The sequence below is a fragment of the Mycobacterium sp. 94-17 genome (genome assembly GCF_035617725.1).
Lineage (GTDB): Bacteria > Actinomycetota > Actinomycetes > Mycobacteriales > Mycobacteriaceae > Mycobacterium.
The window spans coordinates 199343-214041 of sequence record NZ_JAPIYN010000005.1 but is presented as its reverse complement, the minus strand read 5'-3'; the positions used below and the strand labels follow the sequence as shown (position 1 = coordinate 214041).

Sequence of the window (14699 nt, the reverse complement as noted above, 5' to 3'; positions counted from 1 at the left end):
TGCTGGAGGTGCCAGCCGCCGGCATCGTGCCAGGCGTCCTGGACGTTGCCGTGGGCGTCGCGGTAGGTGAAATGCTGAAGGCCGTCGTAGACCGAGACGAACAGGTCGCCGACGGCGGGCGGGCCGGCGGCGTCGGTGTTGATGTGTTGGAGGTGCCAGTTGGTGCCGTCGAACCAGATGTCTTGGATTGCGCCGTGGGCGTCGAGGTAGGCGAAGTGGTGTTCGTTGTGGTGTGCGCAGACGAATAGTCCGCCCGCGGCTGGTGGGGTGTGGTCGGCGTGGTTGATGTGCTGGAGGTGCCAGCCGCCGGCATCGTGCCAGGCGTCCTGGACGTTGCCGTGGGCGTCGCGGTAGGTGAAATGCTGCCGGCCGTCGTAGACGGAAACACACGGGCTCCCCGGGGCGGGCATCGGCCCCGGGGTGGGGATGACGTACTCGCCGCTGACCGCGGCTGCGCCGGCTGAGAGCTGCTGCATGTTCCACCCGCCGCATCCCAACCAGGCGTCCTGTAATTGGGCGCCGGCGTCGCGGTAGGTGAAATGCCGCTGATCTTCGAAGACTGAAACGAACAGGCCGCGACCGAGCGCGAAGGGGACGAGCACCGCCGTGATGCCGGTGGATGCGTAACCGCCGAGCCGCTGCTCCGCCGACCATGAGCCGTCGGGGTCGCGCCAGAGCGAGGACACACCGTCTTGACCGTCGTAGAAAAGCTGCACGACAGCGGTGTCCGGAACGACCACGCTGGCGATGTGGTCTTCGGTGGCCACTTGTCCACCGATGCGCTCCTCCGGCGACCATGAGCCGTCGGCGTTGTGCGAGCGCGACCGCACAGCGTGGTCGATGCCCGGATAAAACAGCCGGAGGACGTCGGAACGCGAAACCCTGTTGGTCGCGATGTCGCCGATGGCGGCCCCGCCGAGGTTCTGTTCCGCCGACCATGACCCGTTGGCGTTGCGCCGCATGGAGCGCACGGTGTTGTCGGTCGCCCGGTAGAACAGCTGGACCTCGGTGCCCGGAACCACGCCGACCGCGATGTTGCTTGCCGGGTGCACGTCCCCGCCGAGGCTCTGCTCTTGCGACCAAGACCCATCGTGGCGGCGCCACAGCGAGGAGACACCTCGGCGGCCCCGATAGAACAGTTGCAGAAGATCTGTGCCCGGAATCGCGAGGGCGGCGATCCTGCCGCCACTCACCTGGCCACCGAGGCTTTCCTCCGCTGACCACGATCCGTCCGAATCGCGCCGGCGCATGATCACGTGGCGGCTGGGGCCGGCGTAGAAGGTGTGCAAGACGTCGCTGCCGGGCACGGCACTCCCCGTTATCTCACTGCAAACCGTTCCCCCTAGGCGCTGCGCTGCCGACCAACACCCGTCCGGGTTGCGGCGACGCGAACACGCCCCGCGGTCCGTCTCGACATAGATCAAGTCCAAGACGGCGGCTCCCGGTACCGAGACCGCGATGACCGGACCGACGGGTGTGCCGCCAAGTGCCTGTTCGGCAGACCATGTCCCATTCGGGTTCCGCCAGCGGGTGATCACACCGCCGGCTCCCGCATAGAACAGCTGCACCATCTCTGTCGACATCGCTCGGCAACCTTTCGCCCCTCTTAATCTGCCCCATGTCGAACGGAAAACATATGTGTCGGGAGCCATCCAACGCCGGCTGTGGTATGCAGACCTTGCGCCTTACGAACTCGGAAGGGGTGGGTGGTGACAAGTCCCTTCGCCCGGATGGCCGCCCACGTTACCGACGGCGCCATCAAAATCGTTGAGCTGCAGGCGGTCCCACGATCCCAGTCGACAGTGTTGGGCAGATGTCTGAACGAATCCGGCGCGACCAGCCTATTCATCAACGAGCCCTTCAACAACATGCGCGATGGCGACTTGAACATCGCCGCGGGACATGTCGTCGAGGCGGTCGAACCGGTTTTGTCGTCGGCGCACGAACCGGTGGTGGTGTTCTCGAAGAACATGGCGCATTATCTCTCGGCGTCGGTGTTTGGAGCCTGGATCGATGCCTGCAGCGCGGTGGTGTGGTGCATCCGCGATCCGCGGATGCAGCTTTCGTCTCTGGTGACGCGGCTGGCCAACGATATGTTGTTCGGCCCCGGGTCCGATCGGCTGAAACAAAGCGACCTGCCGCTATCCCAACCCTTGAGGTCGCCGGCGTGGCCGGGGGTCGTGGAGACGGTGACCGAAATGCTGCGGAACAGTCGGTGGTCGACGGACTTCTCGGCGACGGGTTGGCGCGCCATCGCTGCGCACTACACCGATTGCGTTGCGCGCCAGAGCTTTGTGGCCGACGGGTCATTGTTCAGCCGGGTCCCCGAACGGTTCTTACGGTACCTGTGCGGCGGTCTGGGCATCGAATTCCGTGCTGGCATGATCGACGGCTGGCAGCAGCCATTTCTCAATGCAAACCGGCTCGACAGCCATCCGGATCGGCGGTTGGATCCGGCCCAAGCGTGGACCGGGCACGCGGCCACCAGCGGTGGTATCGAGGAGACCGATAGCGTCCCACTGCAGGCATCGCTTCTGCCCACGGCGCTACGGGATCATCTGACCGAGGTGGCCTTGCCCACGTATGAGATGTTGACGCGCGCTTTTTCTGCGCAACAGAATCTCGCGCAGTATCGGCTCGATCGCGGCCTAAGCGACGAGCCGGCGCAATAGCGTTGACGCCGCGGCGATTCCGGCCACCGCGGCCACCGCCAGGACGACGAGGTCCATCGGGTGGAAAGGCGTGCCGATGAGCATGCCCCGTAAGGCGTCGACCTCGTAGCTGAGCGGGTTGACCCTGCTCAGCACGTGCAGCCACGTCGGCATGACGTCGACCGGGTACAGCGCGTTGGAGGCGAAGAACAACGGCATCGTGATGGCCTGGCCGATGCCCATCAGGCGATCGCGACTGCGCACCAGCCCGGCCAGCGTCATCGACAGGCAGGCGAAGAACGCGGCACCGAGCATGACGACCGCCATCGCCGCCAGAATCCGCAGCGGGTTCACCGTCAGGCCGACATTCATCAAATACGCCAGCGCCAGCACGCCCACCACCTGGGCGACCGACCGCACACCGGCCGCGAACGCCTTGCCGGTGATCAGCGCCGACGCGGGTGCCGGGGTCACCATGAGCTTGGCCAGTATGCCGGCGTCTCGATCCCAAATGATCTGTATGCCATAGAAGATCGAGATGAACAGCGCCGACTGGGCAATGATGCCCGGCGCCAGGAAGGCCAGGTACGAAACCGGCCCGGTGTTGATGACGTGCAACTTGCTGAAGGTGGTGCCGAAGATCAGCAGCCACAGCGCCGGCTGCACCATCCGGGTGACGAGTTCGGTCCGGTCGTGTTGCAGCTTCTGCAGTTCGACGATCGCGAATGCCCCGATGCGACCGGCCAGCGCGCCGACTCGCTGCCACCCACGCGGCGCGCGGGTCAGCGTTCCTGGGGAGGCGGTATCAACCGACACGGCGCGCCACCCCTCTGCTGGAACGGATTTCGCGGATGGACCCGCCGTCTTCCGGCGAATCGACTTGGGGCTGGCGACCCGATGCCGCGTCCAGATCCGATGCCGCATAATGACGGAACACATCCTCGAGGGTGGCCGACGGTGACACGGTGGCCTTCAACTTGTCGGGGGTTCCCACGGCCCGCAGCCTGCCGCGGTGCATCAGCGCGACCCGGTCGCACAGCGCGTCGGCCTCCTCCATGTAGTGGGTGGTCAGCAGCACCGTCATGCCGAACTGCGCCTGCATCTTTCGCACTTGCGCCCAGACACCGTCCCGCGCGATGGGATCCAGGCCGACGGTTGGTTCGTCGAGCATCAGCAGCGACGGGCGGTTGACCAGCGCCTGCGCCACCTCGAGGCGGCGCACCATGCCACCGGAGTACGACGAGGCCGACCGGTCGGCGACGTCGATGAGATCCATGGCGAGCAGCGCCTGGTCGACGCGGTCGGCCCGGTCGCCGCGCGGCACGCCGTACAGGCGCGCGAACCATTGCACATTCTGTCGGCCGGTCAGTGCGGACTCGATCGAAAGTTGTTGCGGGACATAGCCGATGTTGCTCCTGATGTCGGTGGTTTGACGGCGCGCGTCCATTCCGAAGATGCGCAGTTCCCCGTGCTGCACCGGCATCAGCGTGGTCAGCATCCGGATCATGGTCGTCTTACCGGCGCCGTTGGGCCCCAGCAGGCCCAAGGTTTCGCCGGGCCGCACCTGCAGTGTCACATCATCGACGGCGGTGAACTGGCCGTAGTGATAGCTCAGGTTTCGGGCATCGACCGCCATCGGCAGCGATCCGCTCATGATCGCCGCTCTCGCAGTTTTCGGGTCATCGTGTCGAGGACCTCCAATCCCTTTGTCAAAGACTCGATCTGGTCGTCGTCGAGTTCCTCGACGACCTCGGACAACAACGCTCGCCGGGTGGCGCGGGATGCGTCGACGACCTGCTGGGCCGGCTCGGCGAGCCGCAGCTGGCACACCCGGCGGTCGGTGTCGCCGGCCGTGCGCAACAGCAGCCCGGCGGACACCAGCTTGGTGACCAGGGTCGAGGCGGTGTTGGGCACCAGCCCGAGCTCGGCGGCCGCGGCGCTCACCGAAATCCCCGGCCGGCGCCCGACCAGCCACAACAGCTCGGACTGCGACTCAGAAAGTCGCGACGTGTCGAAGCCCCGGCCCGCCGACCTGCGGAGTTGTCGGCGGAACCTGCCGACCACACCGAACAGCTCGCCTGCCACATCCGTGCGCGTAGTCATATGCGCCAATAATACCTCTGTAGCCAAGCTATCTATGTGTGCAAGCTGTGTCTGAGATATGTACCCGTTACCGCGGGAGGCGATGCAGCGCGACGCCGGTCAGCCCGCGCTCGTCGACGCGCGCGGTCATGTAGGTGCAGAAGGGTTGGCGCCGGCGGTCCGTCGGCGAGCCGGGATTGAGCAGGCGCAAACCGCTGTCGGTGACGGTGTCCCACGGGATATGGCTGTGGCCGAAGACCAGCACGTGGCTTTCGGGGTAGAGCCGCGACATCCGCGCGTCACGTCCGGTGGCGGCGCCGGTTTCGTGGACGACGGTGATCCGCACCCCCGCCAGCGTCACGTCCGCGCGCTCGGGCAACCGCGCCCGCACGGAGGGGCCGTCGTTGTTGCCCCAGCAGCCCACCAGCCGGGGCGCCCGCGCTTCGAGCGCGTCGAGGAACTCCGGCGCTATCCAGTCACCCGCGTGGACGACGACGTCGGCCTCGGCCACCTCGTCCCAGACCGGCGCGGGCAGGTCGCGGGCCCGCTTCGGAATGTGGGTATCGGCGATCAGCAGCAGCCTCACAGACCCATCTTGCGCCCGCGGTCCTCACCGCACCGACGATGCCAGGGTCCTGTCGTGCTTGGCGGTCGGCTCATCCGCGGCCTCGCCGAGCAGCAGCGAACGAACGAGGCCACGCGGGCCGAAGGGTCGGAGCATGAAACTGGCCGGACGCGGCCGCACCCGCAGCGGCCACCAGAACCAGCGTCCGAGCAGCGCCGCGATCGACGGCGTCATCAACGACCGCACAATCAGCGTGTCGAACAGCAGGCCAAGCCCGATCGTGCTGCCGGCCTGGCCGATCGAGCGCAGGTCGCTCGCGACCATCGACATCATCGTGAAGGCGAACACCAGGCCGGCCGAGGTGACGACCCCACCGGTCTCGCCCATCGAGCGGATGATGCCGGTCTTCAGCCCCGCGCCGATCTCCTCCTGGAACCGGGACACCAGCAGCAGGTTGTAGTCGGATCCGACGGCCAGCAGGATAATCAACCCGAACACCGGTGCGATCCAGTTCAATTCGAGGCCGAAGAGGTGTTGCCAGACCAAAACCGAGAGTCCAAAGGCCGCGCCCAGCGACAACAGCACCGTGCCGACGATCACCAGGGATGCGACCAGCGCCCGGGTGATGATCAGCATGACGACGAAGATCAGCGTCAGCGCCGCGAGTCCCACGATCACTAGGTCGTAATGAGAGCCCGCTTGGATGTCGCGATAGATCGCCGCGGTGCCGGTGAGGTAGAACTTGGCGCCGGTCAAGTTCGTCCCCTTCACCGCTTGGTGCGCGGCGGCGAGTTCGGGCATGACCGTGGAGATGCCCGCCGGCGTCGCCGGGTCCGCGTCATGGGTGATGATGAAGCGCGCGGCCTGACCGTCCGGCGACAGGAAGAGCTGCAGGCCGCGCTGAAAGTCGGTGTTCTGGAACGCTTCCGGCGGCAGGTAGAAGTAGTCGCCACTGCGCGCGGCGTCGAAGGCCTGACCCATCGCGCGTGCCGTGTCGGTCATCTGGGACATTTGGGTGATCAGACCGGAGAAGCTGCTGTGCATGGTGAGCAGCGTCCCCTGCATCGCTGTGGCGACGGCGATGATCGGCGGGAATTCGGCGAGCAGCTGGGGCAGAATCGCGTCCACGTTGTTCACGTCCTTGACCAGCGTGCTCATGTTCTCACTGAACTTGTCCACACCGTCGATCGCCTCGAACACCGATCTTGAAGCCCAGCACACCGGGATGTTGAAACAATGTGGCTCCCAATACAAGTAACTGCGGAATGGCCGCGCGAAATCGTCGAAGTCCGCCAGGTGGTCGCGCATCTCGTCGAGTGCGGCTTGCATTTCGTGCATATCGCCGACCATGTGGTGGGTCGCGCCGCTCATCTGCCCGAGCACGCCCTGCATCCGCTGCATCGAGACGATCATGGCGCCAAGGTCGTTGCTCATCTTGAGCATGTCGTCCGATCGGTCCTTCATGAATTGAATGTTCTGCCGGATCGGAATCGATTGTGCGCTGATCTGGAACGGAATGGACGTGTGCTCGATCGGGCCCCCCAACGGCCGGGTGATGCTCTGCACCATCGCGATTCCGGGTGAATTGAAGATGTTCTTGGCGATCCGATCCAGAATGATCATGTCGCCGCTGTTGCGCATGTCGTGATCGGCTTCGATCATGAGGATGTCGGGATTCATGGTGGCGGCGCTGAAATGCCGCTCGGCAGCGGCGTATCCAACGTTCGACGGCAGGTTGCGGGGTATGTAGAAGCGGTCGTCGTAGCTGACCTTCATGCTCGGCATGATCAGGATGCCGACGATCGCGATGATCAGAGAGGCCGCGAACACCGGACCGGGCCAGCGCGCGGTGGCGGTGCCGATACGGCGCCACCCGCGGGTCTTGATCATCCGCCGCGGGTCGAGTAAGCCGAACCGGCTGGCCACCGCGACCACCGCGGGCGCCGCGGTCAGCGCTCCCGCAACGACGACGAGCAGGCCCAGCGCCGACGGGATGCCGAGCGCCTTGAAGTACGAGAGGCGCGCCAAGTGCAGGCAGAATGTGGCCCCGGCGATCGTCAATCCCGAGCCCAAGATGATGTGCGATGTTCCGCGAAACATCGTGTAGTAGGCGGCTTCTCGATCCTGGCCGGCCTGGCGGGCCTCTTGGTAGCGACCGATGAGGAAGATCGCGTAATCGGTGCCCGCCGCGATCGCCAGCGACGACAGCATGGCGACGACGAACGTGCTGAACCCTAACCAGCCGTTGTTCCCGAGCAGCGCGACGAGCCCTCGGGCCGTGCCCATCTCGAATCCGACCATGACGAGCACCAGCAGTACGGTGCTGAGGGAACGGTAGGCGATGAAGAGCATGATCATGATGACCACACCGGTCACGCCCATCATCTTGAACATGCTTTTATCGGCGGCTTCGTTCATGTCCGTGGTCAGCGGGGCCGGACCGGTGACGTAGACCTGGAGACCTGTGGGTGGCTTTGAGCTGTCGACGATCTTTCGCACCGCATCGACGGACGCGTTGCCCTGGGTGCTGCCCTGGTCGCCGGCCAGATTGAGCTGGACGTAAGCGGCTTTGCCGTCCCGGCTCTGGACACCGACGGCGGTGAGAGGGTCTCCCCAGACGTCTTGGACGTGCTGCACGTGCTTCGGGTCGGCCTGCAGAGTCTTTACCAAGCCGTCGTAGTAGCGGCGCGCCTCGGCGCCGAGGGGGCTGCTGCTCCCCAGGACGATCATCGCGATGCTGTCGGAGTCCGACTCGTGGAAGGTTGCACCGATGCGCTTGGCGGCGATCATCGCCGGTGCGTCCTTTGGCGACATCGTCACCGCGTGGTTTCGTGCGACCGACTCGATCGGGGGAACCAACACATTCAGGGCGACGGTCAAGAGCAGCCATGCCAGCAGGATGGGCACGGCGAACCTGCGGACGAACCGCATGAACCTCGGTCGGGTGTCATTGTCGGCGCTCATGCGGCCTTCACCAGACAGGAGGTTTGGGCGTGGCGCCCGGCCGATGACCGCTCGTCCTTGACTTCACCGTTGACGGTGATGCGGCAGCCGATGTTGTCACTATTGCCTTGTGCGACCAGGCTGGCGATGGCAGCCGGCGCTGTCGTTGCGACGGTGACTGTCCAGGGCAGACCGGTGAAGCTCGCCTGCTCCGGCTGGGCATCCTTGTCCAGGTAGCTCACGCTGCCGGCCGCCTCGCCGGGCCCGTAGACCTCATATGTGACCCGCTTGACGTGCGAAGCTTCGAGCGGTGCGGCGCCGGCTTCGGTGGCGGAGAAGATTTCGTCGGAGCCGAACACGCCCCGCAGTCTCATGACGGCTTCGCCCCCGAGGGCAACGGCCACCACGACGACGAGCGGTAACCATGCCTTCTTGAGAAACGTGAACATCAGACCGGACTCCTTGCGTCGCCAGCTACGGACAGCCGCCAGCATATACCCTACGGGGTATGGTATAAAGGGACCATGGCAATCGAAGGTAACGGCGGCCGATCACGCAAGGCGGACGGGCACGAACCCGGCGACGTCGATGTCGTCCTGGCTCGATTACGGCGGGCGCACGGTCAGCTCGGGGGCGTCATCTCGATGATCGAGCAGGGCCGCAGCTGCAAGGACGTCGTCACCCAATTGGCTGCGGTGTCGAAAGCGCTGGATCGTGCGGGCTTCAAGATCATCGCCTCCGGTCTGCGTGACTGCATCACGCGATCAGGGGATCAGCCGACCGTGTCCATCGATGAGCTGGAAAAACTGTTCCTGAGCCTGGCCTGATGGCCCGGGCCGCCGAGGAAGGGAAGAGGAGCGGAAGTGTCATCCACCGAAATTGATCGCGCGGTGACGTTGTGGCTGGACCCGGTGTGTCCGTTGTCGTGGAACACCGCGCGTTGGCTGCGCGGGGTCGCCGAGACGACGGGGTTGGCCATCGACTGGCAGCTCATGAGCCTGGCGCTGCTGAATGAGGGACGCGAACTGTCACCCGCGCAGCAGGCCCGGATGCGTGATTCGCAACAGGTCGGCCGCCTGATGGTCGCCGTAGCGCGCGAGCACGGCGCCGCCGGATGGACCGCCGCGTATTTTGCCTTCGGCGAGCGATACTTCGATCACTCGGAACCCGTCAGCGCCAAGCTCGTCGCGAACATCCTGATGACGGTCGGGGCCCGCGGCGCCACGGCGTCGGCAGTGTCGGACACATCCCACGACGACTTCGTCCACAGTCAACATGCTGCGGGGCAGCGCGCGCTGGGTGAAGCCGGGGGCAGCCCTATTCTGCGGATTGGCGAACGCACATTCTTCGGGCCGGTGCTCACCGCGCCGCCGGATGCGGAAGCCGCCGCCCCGTTGTTCGATGCGGTCGCGACGCTGGCCGCAACTCCGCAGTTCGCCCAGCTGCAACGGCCGCGCACCGCAACATAGCCGAAATCCTGGCCAATGCAACGCCGACATGAGGAGAGGACAAATGACAGCGGCATTGAGCACCACCCTGCACACCTCGTTCGAAGACGCGGTGGAGCGGACCACAAAAGCCCTGGCGGATCAGGGTTTTGGCGTGCTCACCACGATCGATGTGAAAGCCACGCTGAAGCAGAAGCTCGGGGAGGATATGGAGAACTATCTCATCCTGGGTGCCTGCAACCCGACGCTCGCGCATCGCGCGCTGGGCATCCAACGCCGGATCGGCCAGTTATTGCCCTGCAACGTGGTGGTGCGGTCCGATCCCGCCGGTGAGTCCGACGTGGTCGTGGTCGAGGCGATGGATCCCCAGCTCATGGTCAAGGTGACCGGCGATCGGGCGGCTCTGCAGGACGTCGCCGATCAGGCCACCACCAAGCTGCAAGCCGCCATCGACGCACTCGGATAATTCGGACCCACGACGCCTGGCCCCGACGGCTCACGGCCCAGGTTAACCGCGTTCACTGCGGGCTTCCGCACCCGTCTCTCCGGCGTCGAACGAATCGTCGGAACCCGCCGCACCGACATAAGAGCCGTCCTCCTCACCCGCGGCGGCGCGGGATTGAGTCTGGTGCGTCTCAGCGGCTACGTCTTCCTCGGATTTGTGGCCCTTGGGATCTGGCATGGTGGCGTCCTTGTCTGTGCAGGCGGTCTTTTTCGAAGAGTTCCCCCGAGGGTGCGCCCGAAACGGGAACCATGCACTCGGCGCGCCGACGCCCGGCGCTATTGTTGGCAGCCGAGACCAAGGAGAACACGCCGATGCGCACCTTCGAATCAGTCAGCGACCTTGCCGGCGCCGCGGGCGAAGCCCTGGGGCACAGCGACTGGGTCACCATCACCCAGGAAGACGTCAATCTGTTCGCCGACGCGACCGGCGATCACCAGTGGATCCACGTCGACCCGGAGCGGGCCGCGTCGGGCCCGTTCGGCACGACCATCGCCCACGGCTTCATGACCCTGGCATTGCTGCCGCGGCTGCAACACCAGATCTATACCGTCAATGGCATCAAGCTCGCAATCAACTACGGGCTCAACAAGGTTCGCTTCCCCGCTCCGGTCCCGGTCGGCTCTCGGGTGCGCGCGCAGAGTTCGTTGATCAGCGTTGACGACGTGGGGAACGGCGCCGTGCAGGCGACCATCTCGACCACCGTCGAGATCGAGGGCTCGGCCAAGCCGGCGTGTGTGGCCGAGAGCGTGGTTCGTTTCGTCGCCTGACGCCCGCCGTCAGAACTCGGCGGCCGCGTGTTCCAGCCGTTCGGCCAGCCGCGCCTGAGCCTCGGCGCGCCGGGTCGGGATATGGGCCGACGGGAAAGGCGTTGTCACCGGCTCGTATTCGCGTAGGGTGCGGCGCGCGACCGTCATCTTGTGCAGCTCGGTGGCGCCGTCGGCGATGCCCAGCGACTCTGCGGCCACCAGCATCTTGACGAACGGCATCTCGTCGGACACTCCGAGCGCGCCGTGCAGATGCAGCGCACGCTGCGCGACGTCGTGCAGCACCTGGGGCATAGCCACTTTCACCGCCGCGATGTCGCGGCGCACCTTCTGGTAGTCGTGGTGCTTGTCGATCAGCCACGCGGTGCGCAGCACCAGCAGCCGGAACTGCTCGATCTGGATCCAGCTGTCGGCGATCTTCTCCTGGGTCATCTGGAAATCGGCAAGTTTCCCGTGCCGCGTCCGGCGCGACACCGCCCGCTCGCACATCATGTCAAAAGCCCTGCGCGCCAGCGCAATAGTGCGCATGGCGTGATGGATGCGCCCGCCACCGAGGCGGGTCTGGGCGATCATGAACGCCGAGCCCTCACCGCCGAGCACGTGGTCGGCGGGCACGCGCACATCGTGGTAGCGGACGTACCCGTGGGAACCGTGCTTGCCCGACTCGCCTCCCACCGCGACATTCCGGATGATCTCGATGCCCGGCGTCTCGCCCGGGACGATGAAGAGCGACATCTTGTCGTAGGTGCGCGCGTCCGGCTTGGTCACCGCCATCACGATGAAGAATGACGCGTGCTTGGCATTGCTGGAAAACCATTTCTCCCCGTTGATCACCCAGTCGTCCCCGTCGCGGACCGCCCCGGTCACGAACATCCCCGGATCCGAACCGCCCTGGGGTTCGGTCATCGAGTAGCACGAGGTGATCTCGCCGTCCAGCAACGGCTGCAGGTAACGGGCCTTCTGCTCGTCGGTCCCGAACAGCGCGAGGATCTCGGCATTGCCGGAATCCGGTGCCTGACAACCGAACACCGAAGGTGCCCAACGGGAACGCCCGAGGATCTCGTTGAGCAGCGCCAGCTTGACCTGACCGAAGCCCTGTCCGCCGAGCTCGGGCCGCAGGTGCGCCGCCCACAGCCCTTGGTCTTTCACCTGCTGCTGCAGCGGCCGCAGGATCGCCATCATCTCGGGATTCTTCTTGTCGTACGGATCGAGCGCGACGAGGTCGAGCGGTTCCAGCTCTTCGGTCATGAATTTCTCGACCCAGTCCAGCCTCGCCTGGTACTCGGGGTCTGTTTCGAAGTCCCACACGGTGGTCAACCAATCCCCGGCGCAACACCGCGCCGGACTCGTCGATGAGGACATCCCATCGTAGAGCGGGCCGGCCGCCCCGGTTACGGCACGGACCTACCCGCGCTCGCCGCGGGTGTCGATGATCCGCTGGGCGATGTCCACCAGCTTCATCTGGCTCTCTGCGAGAGCCGTCGCAGCAAGTCGAACGCGCGCACGTCGTCCACGCCGAAACGTATTCTGCACGAACCGCCCACGGCACATAAGGCGCCCAGGGGTTGCTCAGCGCAACTTCGGCAACACGTGGTCGCGGTAGAAGCCGATGGCGACGACGGGATCATCCTGGGGAAAGTGCATGAACGGGACGGCGCCCGCGTCGAGAACCCGCTGCACGGCATCGATGTGCCCAGCGGGGTCGGTGCCGACCGTCCAGCCGGCCAGCACCTTGTCGATCGGGTTGGACTCGGCCGCCCGCTGGATCTCAACGGGATCGGGCTGATCGACTGCTCCGGCGGTGAAGCGCCACAGCGTGGCGGCCCGAGTGGCCTCGGCGTTGTCGCCGACGACCGCGAACAGTTCGGCGCGCTTGCCCAGCGTGGCCGCGTCGCGGCCGGCGGCTTGCGCACCGGCGGCGAAGGCCGCCAGCAGCTTTAGGTTCGTCACGTCGCCGGCCTGGGTGATCCATCCGTCCCCGCGCTGCCCGGCGAGCTTCGCGCTCTTCGGCCCGGCGGCGGCCACGAAGATCGGTGGTGGCGTGGCCGGGACGTCGTAGAGCCTGAGCGAGTTCGTCTGGAAATAGCGGCCGGAGAACGAGATTCGTGCGCCGCTCCACAGTTGGCGGATGAGGTCGATCGCTTCGGCCAGGCGGTCGTGGCGCTCCGCGTAGTTGCCGTAGGCGTTGGTGGTGGCCTGTTCGTTCAGGCGTTCGCCGGTGCCCACCCCGAGAAACACCCTGCCCGGGTTGAGGATCGCCAGGGAGGCGAATGCCTGGGCGACCGTGGCGGGATGGTACCGGTAGGTCGGGCACGTCACCCCGGTGCCGAACGAGACGCGGCTGGTGCCGCTGCCCACCAGCGCCAATGTGAGCCAGGGAAACATCGCATGGCCTTCGTTGTCCTGCCATGGCTGGATGTGATCGCTGGCCCAGACGTAATCAAAGCCCGCCCGTTCGGCCGCCTGAGCCTGCGTCATCAGGTGATCGGTGCGGAACTGCTCGTGGGAGAGCACGAATCCCACGCCCTTGCCCGTCGGTGCCGGACCGCTGGACTTGCCGTGGCCGGTGGCCGGTTTGGCGCACGCGTCGGCCACCCCGACCGACCCGAGCATGCCCGCACCGGCTGCCACCCGCCCGAACGTTCGTCGCGAGATGCCGGTCACCGGATCGGCATACCCGTCGCGCCGGGTTTGAAGCCACTAGCGTGGGGCGGATGAACCCGACGGTCCGACCTGCGGCCAACGCCGACATTCGCGAGCTGTCCCGCACGCTGGCCCGCGCGTTCTACGAGGACCCGGTGATGACGTGGCTGCTTCCCGATCGGGACAAGCGGACCGCCCACCTGGCCCGCCTGTTCGCGACGATGACGCGCCACCACCACCTGGCCCGCGGGGGCGTGGAGGTGGCACACGGGGACGTGGGTATCGGCGGGGCGGCGCTGTGGGATCCGCCCGGCCGATGGCTGGAAACACCCGGTGCGCAGTTGGCGATGACGCCGACGTTCATCCGCGTGTTCGGCCTGCGCTCGACGCGTGGCCGCGCAGTCCAGGAATTGATGAAGAGCGTGCATCCCGAGGAGCCGCACTGGTACCTGGCGGTGATCGGCAGCGATCCGGCCGTCCGCGGCAGGGGATTCGGTCAGGCGTTGATGAGATCGCGGCTGGACCGATGTGACGCCGAATACTGCCCGGCCTACCTCGAGTCGAGCAATCCCGAAAACGTCCCGTATTACCAGCGTTTCGGCTTCACAGTCACCGGTGAGATCGTGCTGCCGGACGGTGGCCCGAGCCTGTGGGCCATGTGGCGTCCGCCGCGCCCGCCGGGTGGCTGAACGTCTCGTACCCGCGTTTAACCCCCCGATGCGGCGGGCAACCGTCTCGGCATGAGCGATAACCCCGCGGATTTCCCCGACGAGGGCGGTCCGGGAGACACGTTGAACGCCAGCGAGGGCACCGACTCGGACGAATTGCGCAATGACGACGGCGACGTCGTCGTCGACCCGCCCGAGGATTGGAGCGAGGCCAACCGGTTCGGTATGACGGCCAGGGAAGAACGCGAGGGCGAATCCCTCGACGCCCGATTGGCGGCCGAGGAGCCGGACGTCCCCGACGACGTCGAGCCGCCCGACGACGGGCCCCGGCGCGCCCATCGGGGCCAGATCGACGGCACCCCCGAGGACGGTGACTCGCTGTACGAGGTGGTCGACGAGTAAGTCAGTGCTCGGCTGTTTACTGCGGCCG

At 66.1% G+C, this 14699-nt stretch carries 17 protein-coding genes; 7 read left to right on the top strand and 10 right to left on the bottom strand.

Features of this window, described 5'->3' with window-relative positions; translation table 11 throughout:
- Positions 1-1583 (bottom strand): hypothetical protein (locus OQ789_RS08730; protein WP_324684982.1); only part of this gene is annotated, 1583 nt, incomplete at its 3' end.
- A 126-nt stretch (positions 1584-1709) separates the two neighbouring features.
- Here OQ789_RS08730 and OQ789_RS08725 point away from each other — a divergent pair.
- On the top strand, positions 1710-2672 hold the full coding sequence (locus OQ789_RS08725) for a hypothetical protein (protein WP_324684980.1): 963 nt from the start codon (positions 1710-1712) through the stop codon (positions 2670-2672).
- On the opposite strand, the gene OQ789_RS08720 is transcribed toward OQ789_RS08725, so the two are convergent.
- The 6 genes from OQ789_RS08720 to OQ789_RS08695 all read right to left on the bottom strand — a co-directional run bounded on the left by OQ789_RS08720 (position 2649) and on the right by OQ789_RS08695 (position 8690).
- Positions 2649-3467, bottom strand: a complete 819-nt coding sequence (locus OQ789_RS08720; RefSeq protein WP_324684979.1) for an ABC transporter permease — start codon at positions 3465-3467, stop codon at positions 2649-2651. The two genes, OQ789_RS08725 and OQ789_RS08720, sit on opposite strands and share 24 nt — an antisense overlap.
- Positions 3457-4305 (bottom strand): ATP-binding cassette domain-containing protein, encoded by an 849-nt coding sequence (locus OQ789_RS08715; protein WP_324684978.1) that lies wholly within the window; start codon positions 4303-4305, stop codon positions 3457-3459. The genes OQ789_RS08720 and OQ789_RS08715 overlap by 11 nt, the downstream gene beginning before the upstream one ends.
- Positions 4302-4754 (bottom strand): MarR family winged helix-turn-helix transcriptional regulator, encoded by a 453-nt coding sequence (locus OQ789_RS08710; protein ID WP_324684977.1) that lies wholly within the window; start codon positions 4752-4754, stop codon positions 4302-4304. Before OQ789_RS08710 ends, OQ789_RS08715 begins: the two co-directional genes overlap by 4 nt.
- Positions 4755-4821: 67 nt before the next feature.
- Positions 4822-5319 (bottom strand): metallophosphoesterase, encoded by a 498-nt coding sequence (locus tag OQ789_RS08705; protein ID WP_324684976.1) that lies wholly within the window; start codon positions 5317-5319, stop codon positions 4822-4824.
- A gap of 24 nt (positions 5320-5343) precedes the next feature.
- Positions 5344-8262 carry an RND family transporter gene (locus OQ789_RS08700; RefSeq protein WP_324684974.1) on the bottom strand — a complete coding sequence of 973 codons (2919 nt, stop codon included), beginning with the start codon at positions 8260-8262 and terminating at the stop codon, positions 5344-5346.
- Positions 8259-8690, bottom strand: a complete 432-nt coding sequence (locus OQ789_RS08695; protein ID WP_324684972.1) for an MmpS family transport accessory protein — start codon at positions 8688-8690, stop codon at positions 8259-8261. Before OQ789_RS08695 ends, OQ789_RS08700 begins: the two co-directional genes overlap by 4 nt.
- A gap of 75 nt (positions 8691-8765) precedes the next feature.
- On the opposite strand from OQ789_RS08695, the gene OQ789_RS08690 reads away from it, so the two are divergent.
- From OQ789_RS08690 to OQ789_RS08680, 3 genes are all read left to right on the top strand, one after another.
- On the top strand, positions 8766-9068 hold the full coding sequence (locus OQ789_RS08690) for a metal-sensitive transcriptional regulator (RefSeq protein WP_324684971.1): 303 nt from the start codon (positions 8766-8768) through the stop codon (positions 9066-9068).
- Between the two features lie 63 nt (positions 9069-9131).
- The gene (locus tag OQ789_RS08685; protein ID WP_324685088.1) at positions 9132-9710 is read left to right on the top strand and encodes a hypothetical protein; all 579 of its coding nucleotides are present in this window, start codon (positions 9132-9134) and stop codon (positions 9708-9710) included.
- A 43-nt stretch (positions 9711-9753) separates the two neighbouring features.
- A complete protein-coding gene (locus OQ789_RS08680) occupies positions 9754-10155 on the top strand; it encodes a DUF302 domain-containing protein (protein WP_324684969.1) in 402 nt (133 codons plus the stop codon).
- 42 nt (positions 10156-10197) lie between these two features.
- Here OQ789_RS08680 and OQ789_RS08675 read toward each other — a convergent pair whose 3' ends face one another.
- On the bottom strand, positions 10198-10371 hold the full coding sequence (locus OQ789_RS08675) for a hypothetical protein (RefSeq protein WP_324684966.1): 174 nt from the start codon (positions 10369-10371) through the stop codon (positions 10198-10200).
- Positions 10372-10505: 134 nt separating this feature from the next.
- Here OQ789_RS08675 and OQ789_RS08670 point away from each other — a divergent pair, with 134 nt between their 5' ends.
- A complete protein-coding gene (locus tag OQ789_RS08670; protein ID WP_324685087.1) occupies positions 10506-10961 on the top strand; it encodes a MaoC family dehydratase in 456 nt (151 codons plus the stop codon).
- Between the two features lie 9 nt (positions 10962-10970).
- Here OQ789_RS08670 and OQ789_RS08665 read toward each other — a convergent pair whose 3' ends face one another.
- Both OQ789_RS08665 and OQ789_RS08660 read right to left on the bottom strand, forming a co-directional pair.
- On the bottom strand, positions 10971-12266 hold the full coding sequence (locus OQ789_RS08665) for an acyl-CoA dehydrogenase family protein (protein ID WP_324685085.1): 1296 nt from the start codon (positions 12264-12266) through the stop codon (positions 10971-10973).
- A 261-nt stretch (positions 12267-12527) separates the two neighbouring features.
- On the bottom strand, positions 12528-13622 hold the full coding sequence (locus OQ789_RS08660) for a F420-dependent hydroxymycolic acid dehydrogenase (protein ID WP_324684964.1): 1095 nt from the start codon (positions 13620-13622) through the stop codon (positions 12528-12530).
- Positions 13623-13672: 50 nt separating this feature from the next.
- On the opposite strand from OQ789_RS08660, the gene OQ789_RS08655 reads away from it, so the two are divergent.
- Both OQ789_RS08655 and OQ789_RS08650 read left to right on the top strand, forming a co-directional pair.
- Positions 13673-14290: a GNAT family N-acetyltransferase gene (locus tag OQ789_RS08655; RefSeq protein ID WP_324684962.1), complete on the top strand. Its 618-nt coding sequence runs from the start codon at positions 13673-13675 to the stop codon at positions 14288-14290.
- A 51-nt stretch (positions 14291-14341) separates the two neighbouring features.
- A complete protein-coding gene (locus OQ789_RS08650; protein ID WP_324684961.1) occupies positions 14342-14671 on the top strand; it encodes a hypothetical protein in 330 nt (109 codons plus the stop codon).
- Positions 14672-14699: the final 28 nt, after the last annotated feature.